The following is a 25109-nucleotide window of genomic DNA, read 5'->3' as shown; positions in this document are numbered from 1 at the left end:
CTCGCAACTACCCGTAGATCGAGAGCATGCCACCTACCCCCGACAACTCAACCGAAGGCCTCCTGCTCCGACCCGTACGCTCCCGGATACCCGTTCCCACCCCGCTGCGTATCCGCACCAGCCGCCGTCGGCGCGGGCTGGTGAGCGGGGTTCGCGGTGAGGCCGGTGCGGACGGTGGCGAGGAGGTGGTGTTCGACGGCTTGGAGTTCGGTGATGCGGTGGCGGATGGCTTCTTCTTCGGCTCGGGCCGCGGCGAGGAGCTCGTCGGCGTCGGCCTGGGCGACCTCGCGGAGATGGTCGGCGGTGCGCTGGCTGGCGCTCAGCACGCTCAGCTCGTACCGCCGCAGCTCGTCGACCCACTCGCCGTCCTGCGGCTGCGCGGCGAGGACCGGCGCCATCGGATGGTCCGCCGGGACACCGGGCAGGTTCCGTTCGAGGTCCGCGATCTGCTGGTCGACCCGGGTGAACAGATCGGCGACGTCGGTGCGCATCTGCCGGATCACGGTCGCCGCCGCCTCGACCCGCTCGTCCGCCGCCCGCTCCCGCTCCAACGCGGTCCGCTCGGCCGACGTGATCACGTCCAGCGCCACCCGCGCCGACTCCTCGGCCGGATCAGCCGCCGCCGGGACGACGCCCGCGCTGCCGGCGCCGGGTGCCGCGGCCGCCGCGAGATCCACCTCGTCCTCGGCCATCGAGACCGTCCGCCGCAGCGGCACCTCACGAATGAACAGCACCGCGAGCAAGCTGATCACGGCAGCCGCCGCACCGATCAGGAAGATCCGCCCGGTCGCGTCCCCGTACGCGTGCCGCACGATGTCCCCGAGTACCGGCGGCAGCGACCCCACGTCGAGCACGCTCCCGCCGGAGTCACCCTGCATCGCCTGCGCGGCCTGGGCACCGGACGGACCGAGCGCCTGCACGTTCGTCTCGATCAAATCGGTCACCCGGTTCGCGAGGACGGCCCCGAGTACCGAGACGCCGACTGCGCCCCCGAGACTGCGGAAGAACGTGACCGTCGCACTCGCCGCGCCGACCTGGCTGACGTCGACCGTGTTCTGGACCGCGAGCACGAGGTTCTGCATCAGCATGCCCATACCGATCCCCATCGCGAGCATGCCGGCCCCGACCACGGAGTACTCGGTGGTGTGGTCGATCGTGCCGAGCACCCCGAGCCCGGCGATCAGCAGCAGCGCACCGAGGACCAGGTACCGCTTCCACCTGCCGTACCGGGTGATCAGCTGGCCGGCGCCCACCGAGCCGAAGAACGAGCCCAGCATCATCGGCACGCTGAGCAGCCCGGCCTCGGTCGGGCTGTAGCCGCGGGCGATCTGGAAGTACTGGCCCAGGAACACCGCGGCGCCGAACATCGAGATCCCGACCGCGACGCTGGCCACGATCGCCAGCGCCGTGGTGCGTTCCCGGACCACGGCCAGCGGGACCAGCGGCTCCTTCGCCTTCACCTCGACCAGGATCGCCAGCAACGCGAGCACCGCGGTCCCGCCGAGGTACAGCGCGGTCTCCCGCGACTTCCACGGGAAGTGCTCGCCCGCGAACGACACCCAGATCAGCGGCAGGCTGGCCGCGCCCGCGATCAGGACCGCGCCGAGGTAGTCGAGCTTCACCTTGCGCCTGACCAGCGGCAGGTGCAGGTACCGCTGCAGCACGATCAGGCTGATCACGGCGAGCGGGACGCAGACGTAGAAGCACCAACGCCAGCCGAGCCACGCGGTGTCCACGATGACGCCACCCAGCAACGGGCCGCTGACGGTCGCGACCGCGACGACGGCACCCATGTAGCCCGAGTACCGGCCGCGGGCCCGGGGCGGGATCGCCGCCCCGATGATCGCCTGCGCGAGCGCCATCAACCCGCCCATCGCGAGCCCCTGCAGGACCCGGGCGCCGATCAGGAACGGCACCGTCTGCGCCATCCCGGCCAGCGCGGAGCCGACCACGAACAGCACGATCGAGACCTGGACGAGCACCTTCTTGCTCATCAGGTCCGACAACTTGCCCCACACCGGCGTGCTCACCGTCATCGCCAACAGGCTCGCGGTGATCACCCAGGTGTACTGCGTCTGGCTGCCCTCGAGGTCGGCGATGATCGTCGGCAGCGCGTTGCTGACGATGGTCGAGCTGAGCACCGCGGTGAACAACGCGGCCAGCAGGCCGGCCAGGATCTCGAGGATCTCCCGATGGGTCAGCCCGGGATCGGGCGGTGCGGCCGATCCGTTCGCAGGTCCGTTCGCCGCGGCCGGCGCGGGGTCCAGTGGGGTACTGGGGCTGAGCGGTCGTCGTGCGGTGGCGGGCCCGGCGGATGGCGCCGTGAGCTCGCCTGTCTCGGTGACAGACATCGGGGGTGGATCCGTCCTCGCTGCGCGCGTCGTTCGGCCGGGACAGCGCTGGGCTGTCCCGGGGCGGAGTACGGCCGGCAGGTCCTCACCCGAGCCTATTTGGTTGCAGTAGCCAACGATAATCCCGCGCTGTCAGCGACCACACCCCGGGTGGCCACCCGATCACCGGCTGAGACGAACCCTTTTGCCAGGGCTTATCAGGACGTACCATCGCCGAGCTGTTGAGCAATCAACAGCACGGAAGCCCCGGCAGAGCAGTCAGGGCCCTGCCGGGGCCTCCACCGATTCGGTCCGCGCGGGAGGTCCGGCGCGACTCAGTTCACGGCGCCGCGTAGATGCGGGCCCAGTCGACGTCGAAGAAGGCCTTCCGCAGGCCGCCCGCGCCGAAGAAGTTGTCCAGCTGGATGGTCAGGTGCATCGGCCCGGGCGCGCACTGGATGCAGTCCTGGTCGAACCGGAACCACTCCTCGCCGTCGATGAACCCGACCAGCCCGTCCGCGGTCCACTCGAACCCGTAGTTGTGCCACTGGGTCAGGTCGACACCCGCCTTCTCGGCGTGCTCCTGCACCTTCGGCTGGTGGTTCGGGTAGTGCAGGAACGCACCCGCGCCCGAGTCGCCGACGTTCACCTCGAGGAAGTCGTACTCCGCGCCGGCCGGCCATTCGTCGCTCTGCGGCCAGGTGATCAGCACCGGGTGGTACGGATCGCCGCTCGCCCCCGAGTCGGCGGCCATCCGGGCCCGGACCTCCCACCGCCCGTACTTCTGGTCGGTCTTGGACGCGAGGCCCGCGGTGTCGCCGTTCTCGAGCCCGGTCTGCCGCAGGTACTCACCCGTGACCGTGTTCGCGCTCGCGCACCGGCGGCCGTTGCCGGAGTGGCCCGGCCAGCAGTTCGAGCCGGCGCCGCCCTCGTCACCGCCCTCGCCGTACACGCCCCACTTGCTCGCGTCCGGCGCACCGGTGTAGTTGAACTCGTCCGACCCGGGCAACGGCGTACCCCAGTTGTACTTCGTCGCGGCCGTGCCGTCGTCCGCGGTCTGGGCCACTGCGTCGCCGGCCGGTCGCACCACGAACAGCCCAATGGCGGCCAGCGCGAGTGCGGCGACCGCGACCACGGCTCTGATCCTTACGGTTCTCATCCAGTCGATTCCTTCCGCGCGATCCCCCACTGACGGGTTTCACGGTAGGGACGGACAATGACAATTCGATGACTCACCGAAGCCGGGCCCGAGCCCGGGATCCAGAGCCCAGGACCCAGGACCAGGTCAGTCCGGGAGGCGGCGGGTGTCGATCAGGCGCTGGGCGACGTCGCGGAGCTTGAGGTTGTAGTCCTGCGAGTAGCGGCGCAGGACGGTAAAGGCCAAGCCGTCGTCGATGCCGAAGCGTTCCATCAGGATGCCCTGCGCCTGGCCGATCAGCTTGCGCGCGTCGATCGCCTGCCAGAGCGACTCCTCCTGACGGGCGCTGGCGAGGGCGACGGAGGCGTGCCGGGCCAGGATGTGCGCGACCGCGTCGTCGTCGGCGTCGAAGGTGTCCGGCTCGGCGGCGAACAGTTGCAGCACCCCGAGGGTGATGCCGCCGGCGTGCAGCCGGACACAGAGCAGACTGCCCAGTCCGAGCGCGGCTGTCTTGGCCGACCACACCGGCCAACGCTCGTCGGCGGCCGTGTCCGCGATCAGGACGGTGTCCTCGTCCATCGTCTCGCGCGCCGGGCCCGTACCGGTCTCGATCTGCAGGCGGTCGCACTGCTCGACCAGGTCGTCGGTGGCCGCGAGCGTCTCCAGCCGACCGTCGAGCTGGACCAGCAGGACGCCCGCGCTCTTGCAGCTCACCGCCTGCAGGGCGAACTGCAGCACCGCCTCGACCGTCTCGTCGACGCCGCCCTCCTCGTGCAGTTCGACCGCGAGCTGGGCGAAGACGTCGGCAGCCTCCGGACCCTCGTCGTTCACAGCACGATTTTAGGGTCCGGACCGGCGCCATTGCGGAGTTCGCCGGGATGTCAAAGCCGGTCCGCCGGGTCCGACCAGGAGGTGAACCATCCCCTGAGCAGACAGGACCCAGACGATGAACAGCAGCACCCTCCAGCACCTGGTCCAGGACACGATCGACGAGCTGATCGGTTCCGGCGCGGAGAGCGGCCTCCAGGTCGCGGCGTACCACCACGGCGAACTGGTCGTGGACGCGGTCGGCGGCCTGGCCGATACCGGGACCAAGCGCCCGGTCACCTCGGACACGCCCTTCTACAGCGCGTCCACCGGCAAGGGCGTCACGGCGACCCTGGCCCACGTCCTGGCCGACCGGGGCGTGCTCACGTACGACGCGCCGATCGCCGACGTGTGGCCCGAGTTCGGTGTCCGCGGCAAGGACAAGGCGACCCTGCGGCACGTCCTCACCCACTCGGTCGGCCTGCCCGGGGTGCCGAGCACGACGACCGTCGAGGACCTGACCGACTGGGACCGGATGACCGCGCAACTGGCCGCGGCCGAGCCGTGGTGGGAGCCGGGCACGAAGATGGCGTACCACGCGCAGACCTTCGGCTTCCTGATCGGCGAGGTGATCCGCCGCGCCACCGGCAAGCCGCTCGGCCAGGTCCTGGCCGAGGAGGTCACCGGCCCGCTGGGCGTCGCCGACGAGGTGTACTTCGGCGTCCCCGCGACCGAGGTGGACCGGGTCGCCCGGCTCGAGGACGCCGAGGGGATCGAGGAGATGATGGCGATGGTAGGGGCGATGTTCGAGCGGCTGGCCCCGGCCGCGGTCACCCCGAGCGCGGCGTACGCGAACCGGCCCGAGGTGCTGACCGCAGACATCCCGGCCGGTGGGACCGTGACCGCGCGCGGCGTCGCCAAGGTGTACGCCGCGCTGCTGGGCGACGTGGACGGGGTCCGGCTGGTCGGGCCCGAGCGGCTCGCCGAGATCGCCGGCCCGGCCCTGGTCGCGCCTGACGAGGTACTCGGCCACACGGAGACCTGGGCGCTCGGCTACTCGGTCGGGCGGCTCGGTTCGACGCCGGAGGAGACGCCGGACGTGTTCGGGATGCCGGGGATCGGCGGCAGCGTCGCCTGGGCGGACCGGGGTCTCGGCGTCGCGTTCGCGCTGACCCGGACCCGGTTCGACCCGACGCAGTCCGCCAGCGCGGTCCGGATCGGCGAGCTGGTGGCGCGGACGCTGGCCGGGTAAGCCCTTACCTGCAAGGGATCCGGCCGGGGGTCAGGGACGGCGGACCAGGCTCCGGTCGATCCAGACCAGGTGGCCGTGGTGGCTGATCAGGACCTCGTGGCCGCCGGACGAGGCGGTCCGCTCGGACAGCGCCTGACCCGCGATCCAGCGGCCGCCGATGTGGACGTGGACCGCGACAGGGTTGTCGGTGGGGGTGGCAACGGGCATGGCACCTGACTTCTGGACAGGGGCGGAGGTGGATCGGTGACGTCGTGCTGATCTGTGCTGCTGCCGGTCGGGCATGATCGTGTCCTCGAACAGGGACCGCGTCGGTCGACGCGCTCGGCGCCGGCTGACTGCTCAACCGAGAGCAACAGTACAACCGCTGGGTGAACTCTCCCTAGCGATAACCAGGATTGACCACCAACGCCCCACGGACCGTAGGAATCTGGCGACCTGATCCCGCCGGCTTGAGCCGCCGGCGACCGGGTACCGGGGTCCGGTCAACGCAGAGGAGGTCAGTGCGATGAGCACCAACCCGATCCCGCCGGTCCCTCCGACCGGCCCGGGGAGCGATCCAGACGAGAACCCGGACCTGGTCGACCCGGTCGGCACCCCCGACATCAGCGGCCGGCCGGGCGACGACAGCCCGCTGTCCCAGCCGGCACCGAACCCGGACGAGGACCCGAACGAACAACTCCCGCGGGAGTAGGCCGGACCCCTTGGCGACAAGGACATTCCGACAGCTTTGTCAGGGCTTTCCCCACCCGGGGAGAGCCCTGACAACCGTCGTGGGTCAGCTCCAGGCCGGAAGCTGCTGCAGGGCCCAGCCGTTGCCGTCGGGATCCTCGAAGAAGACGAAGCGGCCCCACGGGAAGTCCTGCACGTCGCTCACCTCGACCCCCCGCCCGGCCAGCTCGGCGCGGGCCGCGTCCACGTCGGCGACGACGATCTGCAGGCCGCGGACCGAGCCCGGCTCCGCCTGCGGCAGGCCGGTGCCGAGGGCAATGGAACAGGCCGAGCCGGGCGGCGTCAGCTGAACGAACCGCAACTCGTCGCTGACCTGGTGGTCGTGGTCGGCGTTGAACCCCACCTTGTCGACGTAGAACGCCTTGGCCCGGTCGACGTCCGAGACCGGGACCGAGACCAGTTCGAGCTTCCAGTCCACAGCGCATCCCCTCCTTGAGTCCGCGGAGGCGCGATCGGCCCCCTGCCGCGCAACCTACCGCCCGGCAGGGACCAATCCGGGCCTTGCTTGGTGTCACCCCGGCTGGGTACCGGGTTCGTGACGCGAACATGGGAGGCACCATGACGACGCATCCGGACGCGGCCCGGCAGAACGGCCGCACGAGCGGACAGGACGAGCACATCGGCGCCCTGGTCGCCCAGTTGACCAATGACGTCAGCCGGTTGGTGCGCGACGAGCTGCAACTGGCGAAGTCGGAGCTGAAGGAGAAGGAGGCCGGCGTCGGTGTCGGCCTGTTCGGCGGCGCCGGCACCGTCGCGATCTACGGCCTCGGCGCGTTGATCGCCGCCGGCATCCTCGGTCTCGCCACCGCGGTCCCGGCGTGGCTGTCGGCTCTGATCGTCGCCGTGGTCCTGTTCGCGGTCGCGGGTGTCGCGGCCCTGCTGGGCAAGCGCCACGTCACCCAGGCAACTCCGCCCGTTCCGCAGCGCGCCGTCGAGGGCGTGCACGAGGACCTGGAAGCACTGAAGGGCCACCAGCCGGAAGGGAAGATCACCGCATGACCACCACGAGGCCGACCACCAAGAACGCCCGGACCGCGGCGCGGAACGGCACGCGCCCGGAGCCGATGTCGGAGACCGAGGCGCTCAGGGCCGACCTGGAGCTGACCCGGCAGCACCTCGCCGACACCGTGCAGGAGCTGAGCCGGCAACTCAACGTGCCGCGCCGGATCAAGGAATCCGCGGGCCACGCCGGTCACCGGGTCAAGGAGACCGCGAGCAGTCTGGGCAGCAGAGCCAAGGAGACGGCCGGTTCGATGAGTACGAAGGCGAAGGAAAGCGCCGGCACGATGGGCTCCCGGGCCAAGGAGAACGCCGGCGCGATGGGATCCAGGGCGAAGGAGACGGCGGGCTCGATGAGCGCGCGGGCCAAGGAGACGGCCGGCAACCTCGGTCACCGCGGGAGCGACGAGTCGGAACCGAAGGCGAAGCACCTGCCGTCGGCCAGAAGCCTTCCGGAGCAGGCAAAAGCCCTGCCCGCCAAGGCCAGGGAGCTCCCGGCGATGTCCCGCCGGCATCCGAAGGCGACGGCGGCCGCCGGCGGTGCGGTGGCTCTCGGAGTCGGCGCGGCCGCGTGGATCGTGGGGCACCGCAAGTGAACAACAAGGCCGCCAAGCTCGCGTACCGCCCGTTCGGCCTGGTCTCCGGCATCGTCGGGGGTCTGGTCGCCGGCGCGATCTTCAAGCAGGTCTGGCGCCGGGTCAGCGACGCCGACGACGCCCCGGACGCCCTCCAGGCCGAGTACCGCTGGCGCGAGGTGCTGCTCGCCGCGGCGCTGCAGGGCGCGGTGTACGCGGTGGTCAAGGCCGCCGTGGACCGCGGCGGCGCGAAGGCGTTCGAACGCTGGACCGGCGAATGGCCCGGCAACTGAAGTAGGCCCGACAACGCGAAGGGCGCACCCGGATGACGGGTGCGCCCTTCGTGCGTTCTTGCGCGTTCGACTCGGGCGGCGGTCAGTGACGTACCTCCCATCGCGCATGAAATGGGCGTCGGCGGGCACCGGATGGATGCAAGTACTGGTTGCCCAAGGCCCCGGCGTTGAGCAGACAGCGCCGGGGCTACACCGGTTCAGTCCGGTGGTTCCGGGACCGGCGGTACCTCGGCGGGATCGTCGGTCGGACGACCCGCCGGCGGATCTTCCTCGGGTCCGCGGGTCTCGTCGATCAGATCGTCGACCAGCGGCTCGTCGAGCTCGGCGCCGGTGACGTCCCCGGCCGGATGCTCGGTCATCGGGTCCTCCTTTCGCAGACTCGCCCCGGTACCCGCTGACCTCGAACTCATGCACGTCCGTTCCGGCGGACTCGACGTCCCGCCCACCGGCGAACTACGGTCACCTCCTCGGGTCATCGCAGTGGGTGAAGGAAGTCATGGACGTCGATCTCCGGTTGGTGCGGTATTTCCTGGTGATGGCGGAGGAGTTGAACTTCACCGCCGCCGCCCGCCGCCTGTACGTGTCCCAGCCGGCCCTGAGCAACCAGATCCGGCGGCTGGAGGGCCAGCTCGGCGTCCAGCTCTTCGAGCGGTCGTCCCGTGGTGTGACGCTGACCGCGGCGGGCAGCGCGTTCCGCCCGCACGCACAGGGAGCACTGGCCGCGATCCGGGACGGGATCGCCGAGGCGACGAACGCGGCCGGCAACGACCAGGTGCTCAAGATCGACGTCCTGGAGACCGATCTCGCCACACCCCGTGCGGTCCTGGCCCGCCTGCGCGACCAGTTGCCGTCGCTCCGGCTCGAGGTGAGCAGCCGCGGCAGCCGCGACCAGGAACAGCGACTGCTCAGCGGAGACCTCGACCTCGCGCTCTGTGGCTCCACCGCGCACCTCCCGGCCGGGATACAGCAGCGCGTCATCCGGCGCGAGGCGCTCGCCGTGGCGCTGCCGGCGAACCACCCGCTGGCGACGGCCGAGTCGGTCGCGGTCCGCGAGCTCGCCGGCGAGACCCACTACCTGCCCCGGGACGACTTCGCGCCGGAATGGAACGACTTCGTCCTGACCTGCTTCCGGACGGCCGGGTTCCAGCCGCGTCGGCACCCGGCGAGTACGGACGGGACCAGTTCGGCGATGGAGCTGGTCCGGTCCGGTGAGTGCGTCGCGCTCGGCCTGCTCTCCACCCCCGCCCCCGAAGGCGTCACCGTCCGGCCGCTCGCCACCGGTGTCCCGCCGTACGCGTGGTCGGTCCGGTGGCGTGACACGAACCACACTCCGGCCGCCGCGCTCGCCGTTCTGCGGGACCTCGACGACCGAATCTGAGGTTGTGCCGAACTTGTACAGAAGTTGAAGGCATAACTTCGCACCCGCGGGGTAGGAATACGGTCAGATATTGACCGCGGTCCAGACATGTGCCGCGCCGTGACTCAGAGTCGCGAGGTCAAGCATCATGGTTACCGTACTTGCCAGCACCACCGTCGACGAGCGGCCCGCTCACCCCAAGCACCGCCGCGACGAAGCCACCCGGGATCTGCTCTCCCGGCGGGCCACCAGCCAGGACGAGGAAGTCCGGCAGCGTCTCCTGGACGAGGCCATCGAGCTCAACCTGGGGATCGCCCACAGCATCGCCGGCCGGTTCCGCGGCCGGGGCGTCGAGGCCGACGACCTGGACCAGGTCGCCTACGTCGGACTCATCAAAGCCGCCCGCAGCTACAAACCCGACAGCGGGACGCCGTTCCTCGCGTACGCCGTCCCGACCATCCGCGGCGAGGTGAAACGGTACTTCCGCGACTGCTCGTGGACCGTCCGGATCCCGCGCCGCCTGCAGGAACTGCAAGGGTCCATCGCGTCGGTCCGGCCGCAGCTGGTCCAGGATCTCCAGCGCGACCCGACCCTGGAGGAGCTCGCCGCCGCGGTGAACTGCGAGGTCGCCGAGGTCGAGGCGGCGATCGCGGCCGACGGCTGCTTCTCCGTGCTGTCCCTGGATCGCCCGGTCGACGGGGAGTCGACCGCGAACCTCGCCGACACCATCGCCGACGAGGAGGACACGTCGTTCGAGCGCACCGAGGCGGTCGCCGTGCTCGCCCCGGTTCTCAACGACCTCACCCCACGGGAGCGCAGGATCCTCGAGCTGCGTTTCATCGAGGGGCACACCCAGGCCGACATCGGCGCCGAGATCGGCGTCAGCCAGATGCAGGTCTCCCGGCTGCTGCGCGGCATCCTCGACCGGTTGCGCGCGCAGATCGAACCGCCCACCGCGGCGGCTGCCTGATCCGTTCCGCGGTCGCCGCCCTCCCGCGGCGGCCGCTCCACCCCTCCCCACCGTGGTCCGCCGTAGGCTCGTCCTGCGGCGGACCACGCACGTGAGGAGGCCTTCTTGTCCGACGACGCTCCCCTCTTCGTCGTGCAGCAGCACGACGCGCGCCGGCTGCACTACGACGTGCGGCTGGAGGTGGACGGCGTCCTCAAGTCCTGGGCGGTACCCCGCGGCCCGTCGCTCGATCCGACCGTCAAACGGCTGGCGGTGCCGACCGAAGACCACTCGATCGAGTACGCGGAGTACGAGGGAGTCATTGCCGACAGCAAGTACGGCAGCGGGGCGGTGATCGTCTGGGACGCGGGCGTCTTCACCAACCTCACCGAGGACCACGGCCACCCGGTCGACGCCGCCGAGGCGATCGACCGCGGGCACCTGAAGGTCCGGCTGCAGGGCGTGAAACTGCACGGCACCTGGGCCTTCACCCGGACCGGCCAGGACTGGCTGCTCGTCAAGGTGCGGGACGCCTTCGCCGATCCGCGCCTCGATCTGACCAGCGCCGAGCCGCGGTCGATCCTCAGCGGCCTGACCATCGAGGAGATGGCCGCGACCGCGTCCTGACTACCAGCGATCGAGGTGCAGGACGTCGTCCAGCGGCTGCCGCGCGGCCGGCTTGAAGTCCGTGCCGAGCGTGTACGCGGTCGGGATCAGCACCGACTGCCGGATGTCCGCCGGCAACTCCAGGACCTCGGCGACCTCCCGCTCGTACTGCAGGTGCAGCGTCGTCCACGCCGTACCGAGCCCGCGGGCCCGGGCGGCCAGCATGAAGCTCCACGCCGCCGGCAGGATCGAGCCCCACATCCCCGCCTGGTTCCCGGCCGGCAACGCCTTCGCCCGCAGACAAGGGATCACCAGCACGGGTACGTGACCCATCCGCTCACCCAGGTACGCGACGCTCTTCCCGACCCGCTGCTGCACAGGCGCACGCGACGGGTCGTCGGCGTACAGCTTCCCCGCGGCGCCGGCGGACTCCAGGTACCCCGCGACCGCGCGCCGGTAGTACTCCCCGATCTGTGCCCGCTTCTCCGAATCGGTGACCACCAGCCAGTGCCACGTCTGGCGGTTGCTGCCCGAGGGCGCCTGCAACGCGATCTCGAGACACTCGCGGATCAGCTCGGGCGGCACCGGCCGGTCGAGGTCGAGCCGCTTGCGCACGGTCCTGGTGGTGGTGAGCAGTTCGTCGGGGGTCAGCTCGAGAGTCGTCACCGCTTCACAGTAGGTCAACGGGTTCGCAGGCTATTCGAACGGAGCCGGGTCGCCGGCGCCGACGCGGACGATCTCGGGGACGTCGTCGGAGAAGTCGATCACCGTGGTCGGCTCGGTCCCGGCCTCGCCGTCGATGACCGCGTCGACCTGGTGGTCCAGCTCCTCCTTGATCTCCCAGCCCTGCGTCATCGGCTCCTCGTGACCGGGCAGCAGCAGGGTGCTGGACAGCAGCGGCTCACCGAGCTCGGCGACCAGCGCCTGGGCCACCACGTGGTCCGGGATCCGGACCCCGACCGTCTTCTTCTTCGGGTGCAACAGCCGCCGCGGGACCTCCTTGGTCGCGGGCAGGATGAACGTGTAGCTGCCCGGCGTGGCCGCCTTGATCGAGCGGAACACCGCGTTGCTGATGTGCACGAACTGGCCGAGCTGGGCGAAGTCCTGGCAGACCAGGGTGAAGTGGTGCCGGTCGTCGAGGTGCCGGATCGTCCGGATCCGCTCGATCCCGTCCCGGTTGCCGAGCTGACAGCCGAGCGCGAAACAGGAGTCGGTCGGGTACGCGACCAGGCCGCCGCCGCGGACCAGGTCCACCACCTGGCCGATCGCTCGCTTCTGCGGGTTGTCGGGATGCACGTCGAAATACCTGGCCATGGGCCACGACCTTAGCGGCCCTGCCGGGTGGACCGACGGACGCTACAAGGTGGTGAGGACCGAGCACAGCACCGCGGCGAAGGCCAGCACCCCGACCAGGGTCCAGCGGGCGTGCCGGGCGGCGCGCTCGTCACCGGGTACCTGTGGGGTGGTCATGACCTCATCCTGCGACCCGGCCGGCCGCGGGGGAACAGGGTGAAGCGCACTTCAGGGACAGACCCGGGGCGCGCTCAGTGGTCCACCTGAGCCGGTCGTCCGGTGGGGATTCACGATCCGGGCCGAAGACTTACTCTGAACTCCATGGTCGACGCACAGCCCGAGGACGCCGGTCGGATCAGCTTCGGTACCGCGCGCGCCCGCTGGGTCCTCGCGGCGACCGCCCTCGGGTCCGGGATGGCGTTCCTCGACGGCACCGTGGTCAACGTCGCCCTGCCCGCGATGGGCGAGGACCTGGACGCCGACGTGGCCGGCCTGCAGTGGATCGTGAACGGCTACATGCTGATGCTGGCCTCGCTGATCCTGCTCAGCGGCTCGCTCGGTGACCGGTTCGGCCGGCGCCGGATCTTCGTGATCGGCGTGGTCTGGTTCACCGTGGCGTCGGTGATCTGTGCGGCCGCACCGACCCTCGAGGTGATGATCGCCGGCCGGATCCTGCAAGGGGTCGGCGGTGCGCTGCTCACCCCGGGCAGCCTGGCGATCCTGCAGACCACGTTCGCGCACTCGGACCGGAGCAAGGCGGTCGGCGCGTGGAGCGGGCTCACCTCGGTCGCGGCCGCGGTCGGCCCGTTCGTCGGCGGCTGGCTGGTGGACAGCGGGTCGTGGCGGTGGATCTTCCTGCTGAACGTGCCGATCGCGCTGGCGACCGTCCTGATCACCCTGCGCCACGTCCCGGAGACCCGTGACGAGACGATGGCACCCAAGCTGGACATCACCGGCGCCGTACTCGCGACGGTCGGGCTGGGCGGTCTCACCTACGGGCTGATCAGCGCCGGCGAGAACGGCTTCGGCGACCCGGTGGTGATCGGCGCGCTGCTGATCGGTGTGGCCGCCCTGGTCGTGTTCGTCGAGGTCGAACGCCGTAGCTCGCACCCGATGCTGCCGCCCGGCATCTTCGCGAACCTCCGCTTCACCGGCGCCAACCTGGTCACCGTCGTCGTGTACGGCGGCCTCGGCACCGCGACCTTCCTGCTGGTCGTGTACCTGCAGACGGTCCTCGGGTACGACGCGCTGACGGCGGGCGCGTCCCTGTTGCCGATGACGTTGCTGATGCTCACCTTCTCCGGGTACACCGGCAGCCTCGCGGAGAAGATCGGCCCCCGGATCCCGATGACGGCCGGCCCGCTGCTGATGGGCGGTGGATTCCTGCTGATGATGCGGATCCAGCCCGGATCGTCGTACCTGGGCGCCGTCCTGCCGGCCGTGGTCGTGCTCGGCTTGGGCCTGGTCCTGACCGTGGCCCCGCTGACCGCGACGGTGCTGTCGTCGGTCGAGGACCACCACGCCGGGATCGCGTCCGGCGTGAACAACGCGGTGGCCCGGTCCGCGCAGCTGATGGCGGTCGCGGCGATCCCGCTGGCGGCGGGGATCACCGGTGACGTCTACCGCGATCCGGTTGCCTTTAGCAACAGCTTCGACAAGGCCCTGATGATCTCGGCCGTGCTGACCGTCGCCGGTGCCGTCATCGCCTGGGTGACGCTGGCGAGCGGCCGGCCCCGGCGCGAGGAGCCGGCCGCCGCCCTCGTCGCCGCTCGCCGGCACTGCTCACTCGAAGCGCCGCCGCTCTCGAACTGCCCGGGCGTCACTGCCCCACGGTGAACCGCGGATCGGCCCGGATCGACGACATGTCGACATATCGCATCCGGACGTCGTGGCCGCCCGCAGTCGCTCCCCGGATTATTTGACACACTCGTACTGTACGATCGTATGGTGATCTGGATCCGAGCAACCTTCGGCGCGATCGTCATGGCCCTCGCCCTGGCGGCGGCCGGATGGACGAGAACCCTCACCCACTCCGCCTGGCTCGCCGCGGTCGTCTGCACCGTGATCGCGATCGCCTGCATCCGCCCGGTCCGCAACCGCAGTTTCCTGGCCCTCACCGGCGGCCCGCGTCCGTTCCTCCTGGGCCTCGCCGTCACGGCGGGCTCGGCCGCGATCGTCCTGACCCTCGGCACGCTCGGCGGCTGGCTCACCTGGGGACCGCTCGACGTCCCGCAGGTCCTGCTCTTCCTGGCCACCAACACGATCGTGGCCGTCCTGCTGGAAGCCTTCCCCGAAGAGCTGACCCTCCGAGGCCACACCTACTCGACCCTGCGCGGGACGCACCGTCCGTGGCTCGCGGCGACAGTCACCACAGCCCTCTTCCTCGCCGTGGTCCCGCTCTCCAGCACGATCCAGTGGGCCGTCGGCCGACCCTTCGGCCTGATCGCCGATCGACCGTCCCTAGCACCGGCGGGCGAGGACCCGATCGCCTACGTCGTGCTGCTGACGACCTTCGGCCTCACGCTCGTCACCGCGAGGAACGCCACCAACTCCCTGTGGACAGCAATAGCCACTCACCTCACCTTCCTCACCGTCAACCGCCTCACCTACCAAGGCGAATCCCGCGAAGCCGGCTGGTCGGTCACCCTGGAAACCCCCGACGCCGTGCTGCTCTTCCCCGCCTACCTGTTGCTAGCAGCAACCATCTACCAGCTGATCCGCCGGACCCGGGTCAGGGCCGGCGCCCGGCCGGCTCACCTGAGGGCGAGGTAGTGGCGGCGGGCTTCGGGTGGGAAGTGTTCGACGGCGTAGCGGAGCATGGTGCGGGGCATCCGGGCGGCGTTCTCGTCGAGGAAGGTGCGCAGGTCGTCGGCCGAGACGCGTTTGCCGGCTTCGCGGAGCATCCAGCCGGCGGCCTTGTGGATCAGGTCCTCACGATCCCGCAGGACTTCGCGGGTGAGCGCGTAGATGTCCTCGGTGTCGCCGGCCCGGATGAAGCGGTGGGTGGCGACGAGCGCGATCCGCCGGTCCCAGAGCAGGTCGGAGCGGATCAGCCGGTACAGGTCGTCGCGAGGTTTGCCGGTCAGGTAGCCGCCGACGATCTCGGCCGCGCTGCAGTCGACCAGGTCCCAGTTGTTCACCTTGGTGGTGTTGCGGAGGTAGAGGGCATAGATCTCAGCGAGCTCTTCGGGGTCCGCCGTGCGGGGTTTCGTGGCCCGGTTCGCGCGGTCGGCGAGCAGGCAGAGGACGGCGAGGCGGTGTTCGTGGATCGGGCTCGCGAGGGCCGGCTCCACCGAGGCCAGCGGCAGGCCGGCGCGCAGGTACGGCTTGAGGATGGCTCGGAGCGCGGAGAGTTTGACGCCGATGATCCGGTCGCCCTCGCCGTAGCCGCCGGGTTTGACCTGGAAGTAGCGGGCCAGGATCTCCGCCGTCGCGGGATCGGCCGCGGCGTCGACGGCGGCGAGCAGGTCGTCGACGGTACTCAGCTCAGCAGCCCTCCGGTGGCGCGAAGGCTCTGACCGGTGACCGGAGCGGCCTTGCCGTCGAGGGTCCCCATCACAGCTCCTTCAGCAGTCGGCGCATCGTCGCGATCTCCTTGGCCTGCGTCACGCCCACGTCCCGGGCCAGCTCGCCGACGCGAAGGTCCGCGCCGTTCTCCTGCTGCTTGCCGCTCATCGTGATCGCGCCCTCATGATGCTTGATCATCAGGCTCAGGAACATCGTGTCGAACGTCTTCCCGCGCGCCTGGCCCAACGCCGCGAGCTGGGCCGGCGTCGCCATCCCCGGCATCGCGCTGTGGTCCATGTGCTCGACATGCTCGAGCGACGGCGGGGTCTGGCCGCGCTCGGTGAGCAGCTGCCGCATCGCCTCGATCTCCGGCTTCTGCCCGACCCGGATCCGCTCGGCCAGCGACTTCACCCGCGGAGCGACGGCCGCCGTCCGGGCCCGCTCGGCCATCACCAGCGCCTGACTGTGATGGACCATCATGTCGGCGAGGAAGCTGACGTCGTCGGGGTCCACGGTGGCGGCCGAGCTCGGTATCGTCGCGACCGTCTTGTTGGGTCCACCTGGCGTCCCCGGCACGATCACCGGGACCGTCGACGAGGGCGCCGGCGCAGCCTCGGGGGTCGAACTGCACCCCCACAGACCGGCGAGAAGCAGGGACACGAGCAGCACCTTCGTCACGGGCGGGCCTCACTCCTGGTGTCGAATCGCTTCCACACAGTGTCTATCACGCATACCCTTGGCCCAACCGCTCCCGCAGAAGGGACCAGAGGCATGCGCATCGGCCGCCCCCGCACGCTCGCCAGTCTCGTCACCGTCCTCGCCGCCGTCTTGGCGTACTCCGCCCTGCCGGCGTCGGCCGACGGACCGCCGGACACCGGCGCCGCCAAGAGCGACAACATCACCCACCTCGCCAGCGTCCCGATGACCGGACCGCTGGCCGGCGGGGTGAACACCGACATCGCGTTCTCCGGGCAGAAGGCGTACGTCGGGAACTACTCCGGCTTCGCGATCTACGACATCGCGGACCCGGGCAAGCCGGCCCTGATCAGCCAGGTCTCCTGCCCGGGCAGCCAGAGCGACATCAGCGTGTACGACGGGCTGCTGTTCCTCAGTACGGACTCCTCGCGCAGCGACAACTCGTGCCAGAGTGTCGCGCAGTCGCCGACGATCAAGGAGTCCTGGGAGGGCATCAAGATCTTCGACGTCCGCGATCCGCGGAACCCGCGGTACGTCGCCGCCGTCGAGACCAAGTGCGGTTCGCACACGCACACGCTGGTCCCGGACAAGAGCAAGCGGTCGGTCTACGTCTACAACTCCTCGTACTTCCCGAACGCGACGTACCCCGACTGCCAGCCGCCGAACGACCGGATCGACATCGTCAAGGTGCCGTTGCGCCAGCCGGAGCGGGCGGCCGTGGTCGCGTCGCCGATCCTGTTCCCGGACGGCGGGTTCCCGGGCAGCGAGACCGGCTACGAGACCAGCGGCTGTCACGACATCACCGCGTTCCCGGCGAAGAACATCGCGGCCGCGGCGTGCATGGGCGACGGGGTACTGCTGGACATCTCCCGGCCGGAACAGCCGGAGGTGATCGACCGGGTCCAGGACGCGGCAAACTTCTCCTTCTGGCACGGCGCGACCTTCAACGGCGACGGCAGCAAGGTCGTCTTCATGGACGAACTCGGCGGAGGCGGCGGCGCGGAGTGCACCCCCGAGGTCGGGCCGACCAAGGGCGCCACCGCGATCTTCGACGTCAAGCAGCGCAAGCTGGTGTTCCGCAGCTACTACAAGATCACCCGGCACCAGGCCGCCGACGAGAACTGCGTCTCGCACAACGGCTCGCTGATCCCGGTCCGCGGCCGCGACATCATGGTGCAGGCCTGGTACCAGGGCGGCTTCTCGGTCTGGGACTTCACCGACTCGGTCAACCCCCGCGAGATCGGGTACTTCGACCGGCCGCCGCGCGATCCGGCGTCGTTCGGCGGGTACTGGTCCGTGTACTGGTACAACGGCGCGATCTACGGCACCGAGTCGGTCACCGCGTTCGACGTCTTCCGGATCTCCGACCGCCGGACCGACCCCGCGAACCGGGTGAAGCTGAAGGAGCTCAACGTCCAGACCCAGCCGCGGTTCTGGGGCTGAGCGTGGACCCGCTGATCACGCTCCGGGGTCACAAGCTGTGCAGGCATTGTGACTCCGGAGCAATCCGGCATACGGTTACGCCAGGGCTTCACCCATCCGCCTCAACCGACCGGCGTCCGCGGGCCTGCCCAGGGGGAGAGTCTGCCGTGAGTCAGCCGGAATCCCAGGACGGCGAGATGATCAGAACGACCTTCGACGCGGTCACCGACGAGCTGGCACCCGGGGTGCTGCTCGTCCGGTTGTCCGGTGAAATCGATATCGCCACCACCGAGTACGCCGCCGAGGCGATCCGGACCGCCATCGCGCCACCCGCGCGCCTGGTCCTCATCGACGTGTCCGCGGTGACCTTCTGCAGCTCGGCCGGCCTCGGCAACCTCGTCGAAGCCCGCCAACTGGCGGGCCAACACGAGATCCAACTGGCCCTGGTCGGCGTAGGCCGCCCCGTCGACAGACCCCTGGCGGTGACGGGACTCGGCGAACACTTCCGCATCTACGCCTCCGCCGACGAAGCCCTCCGCACCCTCCACCTCCAATAGCCCGGCGCTCCCACGCCGGGCCACACGGAGGCATCCCCCGCGTCGAACCCCAACGACACGAGCCACCCGGGATACCACCCAGAACCAGCAACCCCGGGCCGCTCGCCTCGACCACCCAGGACCGGCAACCCCGGGCTGCTCGCCCGAGCACCAGGACCAGTAACCGGCTGCTCACCCGACCGTCCAGGACCCGGGCAGGGCTGGTCGCCTCGACCACCCGGCGGCTGCATCCGGGCTGCTCGCCTTGACCACACCGCGAGCTTGCTCGCGTACCCAGCCGGGGAACTGCTGACGGCTGGAGACAGCGATCGAGGGGCGCGGGGTTCTTCATGAACTGTGCCTCGCGAAGACGAAACGATTCTGGAATCGATGCCATAAGTACTTGCCAGCGCCCCCGAAGCGCTGCTTAGGGTGCTGCCTGTGACCCTCCGGACCCAGCGCGTCGGCGCCAACCTGCACGCCGTCGAGGACAGCTGCGTCGTGTACCTGCTGGTCGACCCCACGACCCGCTCGGCGGTCGCCGTCGACGTCGGCTCCGGACGCTGGCTGTCCCACCTCGCCGAGCTCGGCATCGACCGGATCACCGACGTCCTGGTGACGCACCACCACCGCGACCAGGTCGAGGGACTGCCGTTGCTCGCCGCCGCGGGCGCGCGGATCTGGGTGCCGGAGACCGAGCTCGACCTGATCGCGGACGTCGAGCGGATCTGGCAACGCCGAACCGTCGTGAACAACTACGACCTCCGCACCGACCGCTACTCCCTGCTCGAACCGGTCGCCGTCACCGGAGCAATGCGCGACTACAGCACCAGGCAGATCGGCCACCTCGAAGTGACCACCCTGCCGACTCCCGGGCACACAGCCGGCAGCGTGACGTACCTGATCGACGGGCAGGCCTTCGTCGGCGACCTGGTGCACAGTCCTGGCAAGGTGTGGTCCGCCGCTGCGCTGCAGTGGTCGTACGTCGGCCTGGAGGGCGCCGCGCTGACCAGGGCGTCCCTGGTGCAGCTGCTCGACCACGACCCGTCCGTCCTGCTGCCCAGCCACGGTGACCCGATGACAGACCCGGCCGACACGGTTGACCGGACCTGCCGAGCCCTGGGCGACCTGATCGAGGTCCGGCTGGGACAACCGAGCGGGTTGCTGGAGAAGCTGGCCGACCCGTTCGTCGAGATCAGTCCGCATCTGTTGATGAACCGGACCAGCGAGTCCCGCAGCTACGTCCTGCTCAGCGACTCCGGCACGGCGCTGGTGATCGACTACGGGTACGACCTGACCACCGGGATCCCGCAGGGCGGCGAGCGGTACACCGTCCGGCCGTGGCTGCCGAGTGTGCGGGCGCTGCACCGCGACTACGGGATCGACCGGGTCGAGGTGGCGGTCCCCACGCACTACCACGACGACCACGTGGCCGCGTTCAACCTGTTGCGTGACGTCGAGGGGACGGAGGTGTGGGCGAGCAGCCCGGTCGCCGCCGTGCTGGAGGACCCGTCCGCGTACGACCTGCCCTGCCTCTGGTACGAGCCGATCCCGTGCGAGCGGCACATCCCCGACGGGACCAGCGTGCGCTGGCGCGAGTACGAGCTGGAGATGCACGCGTTGCCGGGGCACACGCTGTACGCGTCGGCGGTGGGCTTCACCGTGGACGGCAAGCGGGTACTTGCGACCGGGGACCAGCAGACCGGGACGTATCGGCCAGGGGTGGAGGCCGAGATCCCGAACTTCCAGTACGCGAACCTGTTCCGCCCCGACGACTACGCCGCCTCGGCCGCGCTGTACCGGCGACTCCAGCCGGACCTGATGATCACCGGGCACTGGGATCCGCGCGTCGTCACCGGGGAGTACCTGGACGAGCTGACCCGGATCGGCGACGAGGTAGCGCGGGTCCACCGGGAGCTGCTCCGCCCCGACGATCCGGTGTTCGCCGGGCCGGCCCGGATCACGCCGTACCGGATCGACGCGGTGGACGGGCAACCGTTCGAGGTCACCGTGATCGCGGACGGCTCGGCCGAGCTCGTGGTGCCTGCCGGCTGGGACTGCAAGCAGGTGGCGCCCGACCGGTTCGTGGTGGTGCCGCACGTGGATCGGCCGGTCCGGCGGGCCCGGATCGCGGCCGCGGTCACCCGTGCGGGGAAGTACCTCGGCCAGTCGGCTGAAGCGCTCGTCGATGTCCGCCTCTGAAGGGAACTCCGTGAACATCGGGAACTACAAGGTCGAGGTCAACCCTGCCAAGGCGTATGCGGCGGTGATCGGCCAGGACGGGCAGCGGCTGTTCGCGCTACGGCTGCATGCGTCCCTCGACAGCTTCGCCGGGCCGGACGAGAGCTACGGCGAGATCACCGTCGAGGAGGACCGGCGCCCGGGCGAACTAGTGCTGACGGCAACGGCCCGCAGTACCGTCTGGGACACCCGGGTGACCACCACGCGGTTCCTGCCGGACCGGATCGAGACCACGACCACGGTGACCGGGCAGGGCCGCATCACCGACGCGCACCTGTTCGGCGGCCGCCGAACACCGCGCGGTTTCCTGCCGAGCGGCGCGCGCCTCCAGCAGGCGTACTCGCCGAACCCGGACCACCCGACCCGCGTGATCCGCACTGCGCTCGAGCCGGCCACGATCGGCCCGTGCGGTGAGGGCAGCGAGCCCGGGATCGAGCGCTGGCTGTTCTCACCGGCGCCCTGGTGCTTCGCGGTGACTCCGGACACGACGCAGTGGATCGGGCTGAGCGTGGTGGCGCCGATCGCGGAGCAGACGTTCACCAACTACCACTACCTGCCCGTCACCGGCGGCTTCAGTCTCCGGCTCGACTACGAGGGCCACACCACCGTCGACGGTTCGTTCACGACTCCGCTGCTGGTCGTACACCTGGACGGGACGGACCCGGAGGACGTCCTGGTCCGCCACCGTGCCCTGCTCGACGAGTACGGCGTGGTACCGCAGCGCACCGTGGAGTCGCAGGCGTGGTGGCAGAGGCCGATCTTCTGCGGCTGGGGAGCACAGTGCGCGATCGGTGCTCGCACGGACCAAGCACCGCAACCCCTGGCCACACAGGCGAACTACGACACGTTCCTGCAAACCCTGGCGAAGCAGGGGATCGAGCCGCAGACCGTGGTGATCGACGACAAGTGGCAGGAGCAGTACGCCACCTGCCGACCCGATCCGGAGAAGTGGACGGACCTGCGTGGCTGGATCGCCGAACGGCACGCCGCCGGGCAACGCGTCCTGCTCTGGTGGAAGGCGTGGGACGACGAAGGCGCCCCGATCGAGGCAAGCATCACCGACGCGGCCGGTAACCCGGTCGGCCTCGACCCGGAGTCGCCCGCCTGCGTCGACCTCGTCCGGGAAGCCGTGGAGTACATGCTGTCCCCCGACGGCCTTGACGCCGACGGCTTCAAGATCGACTTCACCGCCCGCACCCCGTCCGGTTCGTCGTTGCGGCACAGTGGTCGTCTGTGGGGCACGGCGCTGCTGCACGAGCACCTGCGGCTCGTGTACGAGACGGCCAAGCGGACCAAGCCGGACGCGCTCGTCGTCACCCACGTACCGAACCCGGCCTTTCTCGACGTGACCGACCTGATCCGCCTGAACGACGTACTCCGGGACGACGACGGCGAACCGGGGTACGTGGCGCAGCACATGCGGTACCGGGCCGGCGTGGTGAAGGCGGTCTGCCCGGAACTCGGCATCGACACCGACGGCTGGATGATGCCGAACCACGCCGAGTGGCGCGAGTACCTGAGGATCCAGCACGAGCTGGGCGTGCCCGCGTTGTACTACGTCGACGGCACCGATACGGACCGCTACGACTTCGGCCCGGACGACTTCGCCGCGATCCGGGAGAGCTGGGAGCGGTTCGGTACCAGGGTACGGACGGAGCGCCTGCCTTAGACTGCGGGCCATGACGCAGCGGGGGCAGGCGCGCAGTGCACGGACCGGGGCTCAACCGGAGCCGCGGTCCGGTGCGGTACGCCGTCCCACGGTGCAGGACGTCGCCCGCGAGGCCGGTGTCTCTCCGTCGACCGTCTCGCGCGCCCTGCACACCCGTGGTTACGCGTCCCCCGACGTACGGAACCGCGTGCGCGCCGCCGCGGCCAAGATCGGGTACGTCGCCGACCACAACGCGAGGAACCTGCGCAGCCGTACCTCCACGTCGATCGGCGTGCTGATCTCCGACCTGCGCAACCCCTTCTACGCCGACCTCGCGGCCGGGATCGAGGAGGAGCTGCGCGCGGCGGAGTACCAGATGGTGCTGGTGAACGACAACGGCGACCCGGCCGAGGAACTGCAGGCGGCCGAGACGCTGCTGGCGATGCGGGTCCCCGGGGTCATCGTCACCCCGGTCACCGCGGCCTGCCCGCGAGTCCTGCAGGACAACGGGGTGCACGTGGTGTGCGCGGACCGCGAGCTCGGCCGGTCCGGCGGTGACGTGGTGCTGAGCGACAACAAGGCCGGCGCCCGCGAACTCACCGAGCACCTGATCGGCCTCGGCCACACCCGGATCGGACTGCTGATCGACGAGACGAAGTGGTCGACGGGGGCGGGCCGGCTGGCCGGGTTCCGGGCCGCGCACGAGGAGTTCGGGCTCGAGGTCGACGAGGACCTGATCGCGTACACGAGCTTCGACGCCGACGCGGCCCGGCGGACCACCGCCAAACTGCTGAACGACCACGACGTCACGGCGATCTTCTCCGCGAACAACGTGCTCGCCCAGGGGGCCCTGGCCGAGCTGAAGGACCGGCGGCTGACGGTGCCCCGGCGGATCAGCCTGGCGGCGTACGACGACGTGCCGTGGATGTCGCTGGTCCAGCCGGCCCTGACCACGGTCGACCAGCACACCGTCGAGCTCGGCCGGACCTGCGCCCGGTTGCTGCTGGCCCGGATCCGCGGCGAGCTGCCGCCGCGCCGCCGCCGGGTCCGGGTCGCACCCCGGCTGATCATCCGCGGCTCCACCGGGCCGGCGCCCCGCTCCTGATCCTCGGCCTGGTTCTGATCGTCGGCCTGGCCCTGGTCCTCGGCCTGGTCCTGGTCCTCGTTCGGTGGCCCTGGCAGCTTCGGCGCGTTCCTCGATCGTTATCCCCAGGTAGGCGGCCCACACCTTGACGCGCGTCCGACCGCGCCCTTACGGTTCCTGAAATCGAATGTGGCATCGATGCCACATTTCGTCGAAGCGCCGGACCGCTCTGGTGGCACGTTCGGTCTCGTCCCCTGTCGAGGTAAGGAGCACGCAATGAAGCACCTCCGCCTTCCCGCGGTGCTGGCGGCCGGCACGCTGGTCCTCACGTCCTGCGCGGGTGTCGGGACCAAGGACGACGTCGGCGGCGGCAGCGGTGACAGCTCCGCCGAGTCGACGCCGTCGGGCGCCCTGAACATCATGGGTTTCAGCGGCGAGGACGAGGTCGCGCAATCCCGGATCGCGGCGTTCAAGACGGCCTACCCCGGGGTCACGGTGAAGAACAACAAGGGCGATTTCGACGCCCAGCAGTTCCTCACCGCGGTCTCCAGCGGCAACGCGCCGGACGTCGCCTACATGGCCCGTAACCTGATCGGCACGTACGCAGCCAAGGGCGCGATCCAGCCGCTGGACGACTGCATCAAGAACAATGGAATCGATACCACCCAGTACCGCGAAGCCGCGCTGAACGAGGTCAAGCTCAGCGACAAGACCTACGGCATCCCGGAGTTCTACACCGTCACGACGAACCTGATCAGCGGAAAGGCGCTCAAGTCCGCGGGCGTTCCGGTCACCGACATCCAGACCGCCGACTGGGACAAGCTCGAGCAGACGGCCAAGAAGCTCTACAAGGCCAAGGGCGGCCGGCCGGCGCGGCTCGGGTTCGACCCGAAGATGCCGGACTTCTTCCCGCTCTGGGCGATGGCCAACGGCGCCGAGCTGGTCAAGCAGGGCGGCGAGCCCAACCTGAACGACCCGAAGGCGGTCGAGGCGCTCACGTACACGCTCACCCTGATCCAGGCTCAGGGTGGCTGGTCGAACTTCAAGACCTTCCGGGACACCTTCGACCTGTTCGGCGAGAAGAACCAGTTCACCGCCGACCAGTTGGCAGCGTTCCCGATCGAGAACTGGTACGTCAACGTGCTGCTGGACAGCCGCAAGAACGGGCTCGAGCTGCAGTCGACGATGTTCACCGACCGGCAGGGTCAGCCGATCAGCACGATCGGCGGATCGGCCTGGGTGGTGCCGAAGGGCGCGAAGAACTTCGACGCCGCCTGCAAGTTCGCCAAGACGATGACCTCGGTGGAGACCTGGAACAAGGCGGCCGAGGCGCGGATGCAGACCGTGGCCAAGGACAAGAGCTTCTTCACCGGCCTGTTCACCGGCAACAAGACCGCCGACGACGAGATCAAGGCCAAGTACCTCAAGCCCACCGGTGACGCCGGGTTCGACCAGGCGATCAACAACTACTACGACGTGCTGGACAAGTCGAAGTCGCTGAACCCGTCGCCGGCCGGCGCCGAGATCGACGCGGCCTGGAAGAACGCGGTCGGCAAGGCCCTGGCCGGGACGGCGACCCCGCAGGCCGCACTGGACCAGGCGCAGACCGAGGCGAAGGCCGCCTTCGACAAGGCCCCGCAGGGCTGA

At 70.0% G+C, this 25109-nt stretch carries 26 protein-coding genes; 16 read left to right on the top strand and 10 right to left on the bottom strand.

Features of this window, described 5'->3' with window-relative positions; all coding sequences use genetic code 11:
* Window positions 1-47 precede the first annotated feature (47 nt).
* From FB561_RS11750 to FB561_RS11740, 3 genes are all read right to left on the bottom strand, one after another.
* Window positions 48-2351 carry an MDR family MFS transporter gene (locus FB561_RS11750; RefSeq protein WP_238334772.1) on the bottom strand — a complete coding sequence of 768 codons (2304 nt, stop codon included), beginning with the start codon at window positions 2349-2351 and terminating at the stop codon, window positions 48-50.
* A 319-nt stretch (window positions 2352-2670) separates the two neighbouring features.
* Window positions 2671-3489, bottom strand: coding sequence for a glycoside hydrolase family 16 protein (locus FB561_RS11745; RefSeq protein WP_145805968.1), 819 nt, complete (start codon window positions 3487-3489; stop codon window positions 2671-2673).
* A gap of 126 nt (window positions 3490-3615) precedes the next feature.
* A complete protein-coding gene (locus tag FB561_RS11740) occupies window positions 3616-4299 on the bottom strand; it encodes a GAF and ANTAR domain-containing protein (protein ID WP_145805966.1) in 684 nt (227 codons plus the stop codon).
* Window positions 4300-4414: 115 nt separating this feature from the next.
* Between FB561_RS11740 and FB561_RS11735 the strand changes: the two genes are divergently transcribed.
* A complete protein-coding gene (locus FB561_RS11735) occupies window positions 4415-5527 on the top strand; it encodes a serine hydrolase domain-containing protein (protein ID WP_145805964.1) in 1113 nt (370 codons plus the stop codon).
* Window positions 5528-5557: 30 nt separating this feature from the next.
* Here FB561_RS11735 and FB561_RS11730 read toward each other — a convergent pair whose 3' ends face one another.
* Window positions 5558-5734 (bottom strand): hypothetical protein, encoded by a 177-nt coding sequence (locus tag FB561_RS11730; protein WP_238334771.1) that lies wholly within the window; start codon window positions 5732-5734, stop codon window positions 5558-5560.
* A 298-nt stretch (window positions 5735-6032) separates the two neighbouring features.
* Here FB561_RS11730 and FB561_RS11725 point away from each other — a divergent pair, with 298 nt between their 5' ends.
* Complete coding sequence (locus FB561_RS11725) at window positions 6033-6218, top strand: hypothetical protein (RefSeq protein ID WP_145805960.1); 186 nt, start codon at window positions 6033-6035, stop codon at window positions 6216-6218.
* A gap of 84 nt (window positions 6219-6302) precedes the next feature.
* On the opposite strand, the gene FB561_RS11720 is transcribed toward FB561_RS11725, so the two are convergent.
* Window positions 6303-6674: a glyoxalase superfamily protein gene (locus FB561_RS11720; RefSeq protein WP_145805958.1), complete on the bottom strand. Its 372-nt coding sequence runs from the start codon at window positions 6672-6674 to the stop codon at window positions 6303-6305.
* A gap of 140 nt (window positions 6675-6814) precedes the next feature.
* On the opposite strand from FB561_RS11720, the gene FB561_RS11715 reads away from it, so the two are divergent.
* From FB561_RS11715 to FB561_RS11705, 3 genes are read left to right on the top strand one after another with little or no spacing between them, the layout of a single operon-like run.
* Entirely contained in the window at window positions 6815-7255 is a 441-nt protein-coding gene (locus FB561_RS11715; RefSeq protein ID WP_145805956.1) for a phage holin family protein, read from the top strand.
* The gene (locus tag FB561_RS11710) at window positions 7252-7851 is read left to right on the top strand and encodes a DUF3618 domain-containing protein (RefSeq protein WP_145805954.1); all 600 of its coding nucleotides are present in this window, start codon (window positions 7252-7254) and stop codon (window positions 7849-7851) included. Before FB561_RS11715 ends, FB561_RS11710 begins: the two co-directional genes overlap by 4 nt.
* Complete coding sequence (locus FB561_RS11705; RefSeq protein WP_145805952.1) at window positions 7848-8123, top strand: DUF4235 domain-containing protein; 276 nt, start codon at window positions 7848-7850, stop codon at window positions 8121-8123. Before FB561_RS11710 ends, FB561_RS11705 begins: the two co-directional genes overlap by 4 nt.
* 197 nt (window positions 8124-8320) lie before the next feature.
* On the opposite strand, the gene FB561_RS37845 is transcribed toward FB561_RS11705, so the two are convergent.
* Window positions 8321-8482, bottom strand: coding sequence for a hypothetical protein (locus FB561_RS37845; RefSeq protein WP_170284636.1), 162 nt, complete (start codon window positions 8480-8482; stop codon window positions 8321-8323).
* Between the two features lie 137 nt (window positions 8483-8619).
* Between FB561_RS37845 and FB561_RS11700 the strand changes: the two genes are divergently transcribed.
* The 3 genes from FB561_RS11700 to FB561_RS11690 all read left to right on the top strand — a co-directional run bounded on the left by FB561_RS11700 (window position 8620) and on the right by FB561_RS11690 (window position 11056).
* Complete coding sequence (locus FB561_RS11700) at window positions 8620-9501, top strand: LysR substrate-binding domain-containing protein (protein ID WP_145805950.1); 882 nt, start codon at window positions 8620-8622, stop codon at window positions 9499-9501.
* Window positions 9502-9628: 127 nt separating this feature from the next.
* Window positions 9629-10450 carry a sigma-70 family RNA polymerase sigma factor gene (locus tag FB561_RS11695; protein WP_145805948.1) on the top strand — a complete coding sequence of 274 codons (822 nt, stop codon included), beginning with the start codon at window positions 9629-9631 and terminating at the stop codon, window positions 10448-10450.
* A gap of 105 nt (window positions 10451-10555) precedes the next feature.
* Window positions 10556-11056: a DNA polymerase ligase N-terminal domain-containing protein gene (locus tag FB561_RS11690; protein ID WP_145805946.1), complete on the top strand. Its 501-nt coding sequence runs from the start codon at window positions 10556-10558 to the stop codon at window positions 11054-11056.
* Here the strand turns inward: FB561_RS11690 and FB561_RS11685 are convergent, their stop codons facing one another.
* Window positions 11057-11701, bottom strand: a complete 645-nt coding sequence (locus tag FB561_RS11685; protein ID WP_202880593.1) for a nitroreductase family protein — start codon at window positions 11699-11701, stop codon at window positions 11057-11059.
* A 30-nt stretch (window positions 11702-11731) separates the two neighbouring features.
* Window positions 11732-12349, bottom strand: a complete 618-nt coding sequence (locus tag FB561_RS11680; RefSeq protein WP_145805944.1) for an L-threonylcarbamoyladenylate synthase — start codon at window positions 12347-12349, stop codon at window positions 11732-11734.
* 300 nt (window positions 12350-12649) lie between these two features.
* Here FB561_RS11680 and FB561_RS11675 point away from each other — a divergent pair, with 300 nt between their 5' ends.
* Both FB561_RS11675 and FB561_RS11670 read left to right on the top strand, forming a co-directional pair.
* Window positions 12650-14164 carry an MFS transporter gene (locus tag FB561_RS11675; protein ID WP_145805942.1) on the top strand — a complete coding sequence of 505 codons (1515 nt, stop codon included), beginning with the start codon at window positions 12650-12652 and terminating at the stop codon, window positions 14162-14164.
* 108 nt (window positions 14165-14272) lie between these two features.
* The gene (locus FB561_RS11670; protein WP_145805940.1) at window positions 14273-15100 is read left to right on the top strand and encodes a CPBP family glutamic-type intramembrane protease; all 828 of its coding nucleotides are present in this window, start codon (window positions 14273-14275) and stop codon (window positions 15098-15100) included.
* Here FB561_RS11670 and FB561_RS11665 read toward each other — a convergent pair.
* Window positions 15082-15795: a DNA alkylation repair protein gene (locus tag FB561_RS11665; RefSeq protein ID WP_272952580.1), complete on the bottom strand. Its 714-nt coding sequence runs from the start codon at window positions 15793-15795 to the stop codon at window positions 15082-15084. The two genes, FB561_RS11670 and FB561_RS11665, sit on opposite strands and share 19 nt — an antisense overlap.
* Window positions 15796-15883: 88 nt before the next feature.
* On the bottom strand, window positions 15884-16513 hold the full coding sequence (locus FB561_RS11660; protein ID WP_145805936.1) for a DUF305 domain-containing protein: 630 nt from the start codon (window positions 16511-16513) through the stop codon (window positions 15884-15886).
* A gap of 93 nt (window positions 16514-16606) precedes the next feature.
* On the opposite strand from FB561_RS11660, the gene FB561_RS11655 reads away from it, so the two are divergent.
* From FB561_RS11655 to FB561_RS11630, 6 genes are all read left to right on the top strand, one after another.
* Window positions 16607-17974: an LVIVD repeat-containing protein gene (locus FB561_RS11655; RefSeq protein WP_145805933.1), complete on the top strand. Its 1368-nt coding sequence runs from the start codon at window positions 16607-16609 to the stop codon at window positions 17972-17974.
* Window positions 17975-18150: 176 nt separating this feature from the next.
* Window positions 18151-18510, top strand: a complete 360-nt coding sequence (locus FB561_RS11650) for an STAS domain-containing protein (protein ID WP_145805931.1) — start codon at window positions 18151-18153, stop codon at window positions 18508-18510.
* Between the two features lie 420 nt (window positions 18511-18930).
* On the top strand, window positions 18931-20691 hold the full coding sequence (locus tag FB561_RS11645) for an MBL fold metallo-hydrolase (protein ID WP_145805929.1): 1761 nt from the start codon (window positions 18931-18933) through the stop codon (window positions 20689-20691).
* Window positions 20678-22399 (top strand): alpha-amylase family protein, encoded by a 1722-nt coding sequence (locus tag FB561_RS11640; RefSeq protein ID WP_145805926.1) that lies wholly within the window; start codon window positions 20678-20680, stop codon window positions 22397-22399. The genes FB561_RS11645 and FB561_RS11640 overlap by 14 nt, the downstream gene beginning before the upstream one ends.
* A 10-nt stretch (window positions 22400-22409) precedes the next feature.
* Window positions 22410-23483 carry a LacI family DNA-binding transcriptional regulator gene (locus tag FB561_RS11635; RefSeq protein WP_145805924.1) on the top strand — a complete coding sequence of 358 codons (1074 nt, stop codon included), beginning with the start codon at window positions 22410-22412 and terminating at the stop codon, window positions 23481-23483.
* Between the two features lie 255 nt (window positions 23484-23738).
* Window positions 23739-25109, top strand: a complete 1371-nt coding sequence (locus FB561_RS11630) for a type 2 periplasmic-binding domain-containing protein (protein WP_170284634.1) — start codon at window positions 23739-23741, stop codon at window positions 25107-25109.

Origin of the sequence: Kribbella amoyensis (assembly GCF_007828865.1) — a bacterium.
Classification (GTDB): Bacteria; Actinomycetota; Actinomycetes; order Propionibacteriales; family Kribbellaceae; genus Kribbella; species Kribbella amoyensis.
Note: the sequence above shows the minus strand (reverse complement) of the source record. Positions and strands in the feature narration are given on the sequence as shown.

Excerpts from the sequence above, each read along its gene's own strand:
- FB561_RS11750 (WP_238334772.1), bottom strand. The coding sequence starts at position 2,351 with ATGTCTGTCACCGAGACAGGCGAGCTCACGGCGCCATCCGCCGGGCCC.
- FB561_RS11745 (WP_145805968.1), bottom strand. The coding sequence starts at position 3,489 with ATGAGAACCGTAAGGATCAGAGCCGTGGTCGCGGTCGCCGCACTCGCG.
- FB561_RS11735 (WP_145805964.1), top strand. The coding sequence starts at position 4,415 with ATGAACAGCAGCACCCTCCAGCACCTGGTCCAGGACACGATCGACGAG.
- FB561_RS11730 (WP_238334771.1), bottom strand. The coding sequence starts at position 5,734 with ATGCCCGTTGCCACCCCCACCGACAACCCTGTCGCGGTCCACGTCCAC.
- FB561_RS11725 (WP_145805960.1), top strand. The coding sequence starts at position 6,033 with ATGAGCACCAACCCGATCCCGCCGGTCCCTCCGACCGGCCCGGGGAGC.
- FB561_RS11715 (WP_145805956.1), top strand. The coding sequence starts at position 6,815 with ATGACGACGCATCCGGACGCGGCCCGGCAGAACGGCCGCACGAGCGGA.
- FB561_RS11710 (WP_145805954.1), top strand. The coding sequence starts at position 7,252 with ATGACCACCACGAGGCCGACCACCAAGAACGCCCGGACCGCGGCGCGG.
- FB561_RS37845 (WP_170284636.1), bottom strand. The coding sequence starts at position 8,482 with ATGACCGAGCATCCGGCCGGGGACGTCACCGGCGCCGAGCTCGACGAG.
- FB561_RS11700 (WP_145805950.1), top strand. The coding sequence starts at position 8,620 with ATGGACGTCGATCTCCGGTTGGTGCGGTATTTCCTGGTGATGGCGGAG.
- FB561_RS11695 (WP_145805948.1), top strand. The coding sequence starts at position 9,629 with ATGGTTACCGTACTTGCCAGCACCACCGTCGACGAGCGGCCCGCTCAC.
- FB561_RS11680 (WP_145805944.1), bottom strand. The coding sequence starts at position 12,349 with ATGGCCAGGTATTTCGACGTGCATCCCGACAACCCGCAGAAGCGAGCG.
- FB561_RS11675 (WP_145805942.1), top strand. The coding sequence starts at position 12,650 with ATGGTCGACGCACAGCCCGAGGACGCCGGTCGGATCAGCTTCGGTACC.
- FB561_RS11670 (WP_145805940.1), top strand. The coding sequence starts at position 14,273 with ATGGTGATCTGGATCCGAGCAACCTTCGGCGCGATCGTCATGGCCCTC.
- FB561_RS11655 (WP_145805933.1), top strand. The coding sequence starts at position 16,607 with ATGCGCATCGGCCGCCCCCGCACGCTCGCCAGTCTCGTCACCGTCCTC.
- FB561_RS11650 (WP_145805931.1), top strand. The coding sequence starts at position 18,151 with ATGATCAGAACGACCTTCGACGCGGTCACCGACGAGCTGGCACCCGGG.
- FB561_RS11640 (WP_145805926.1), top strand. The coding sequence starts at position 20,678 with ATGTCCGCCTCTGAAGGGAACTCCGTGAACATCGGGAACTACAAGGTC.
- FB561_RS11635 (WP_145805924.1), top strand. The coding sequence starts at position 22,410 with ATGACGCAGCGGGGGCAGGCGCGCAGTGCACGGACCGGGGCTCAACCG.
- FB561_RS11630 (WP_170284634.1), top strand. The coding sequence starts at position 23,739 with ATGAAGCACCTCCGCCTTCCCGCGGTGCTGGCGGCCGGCACGCTGGTC.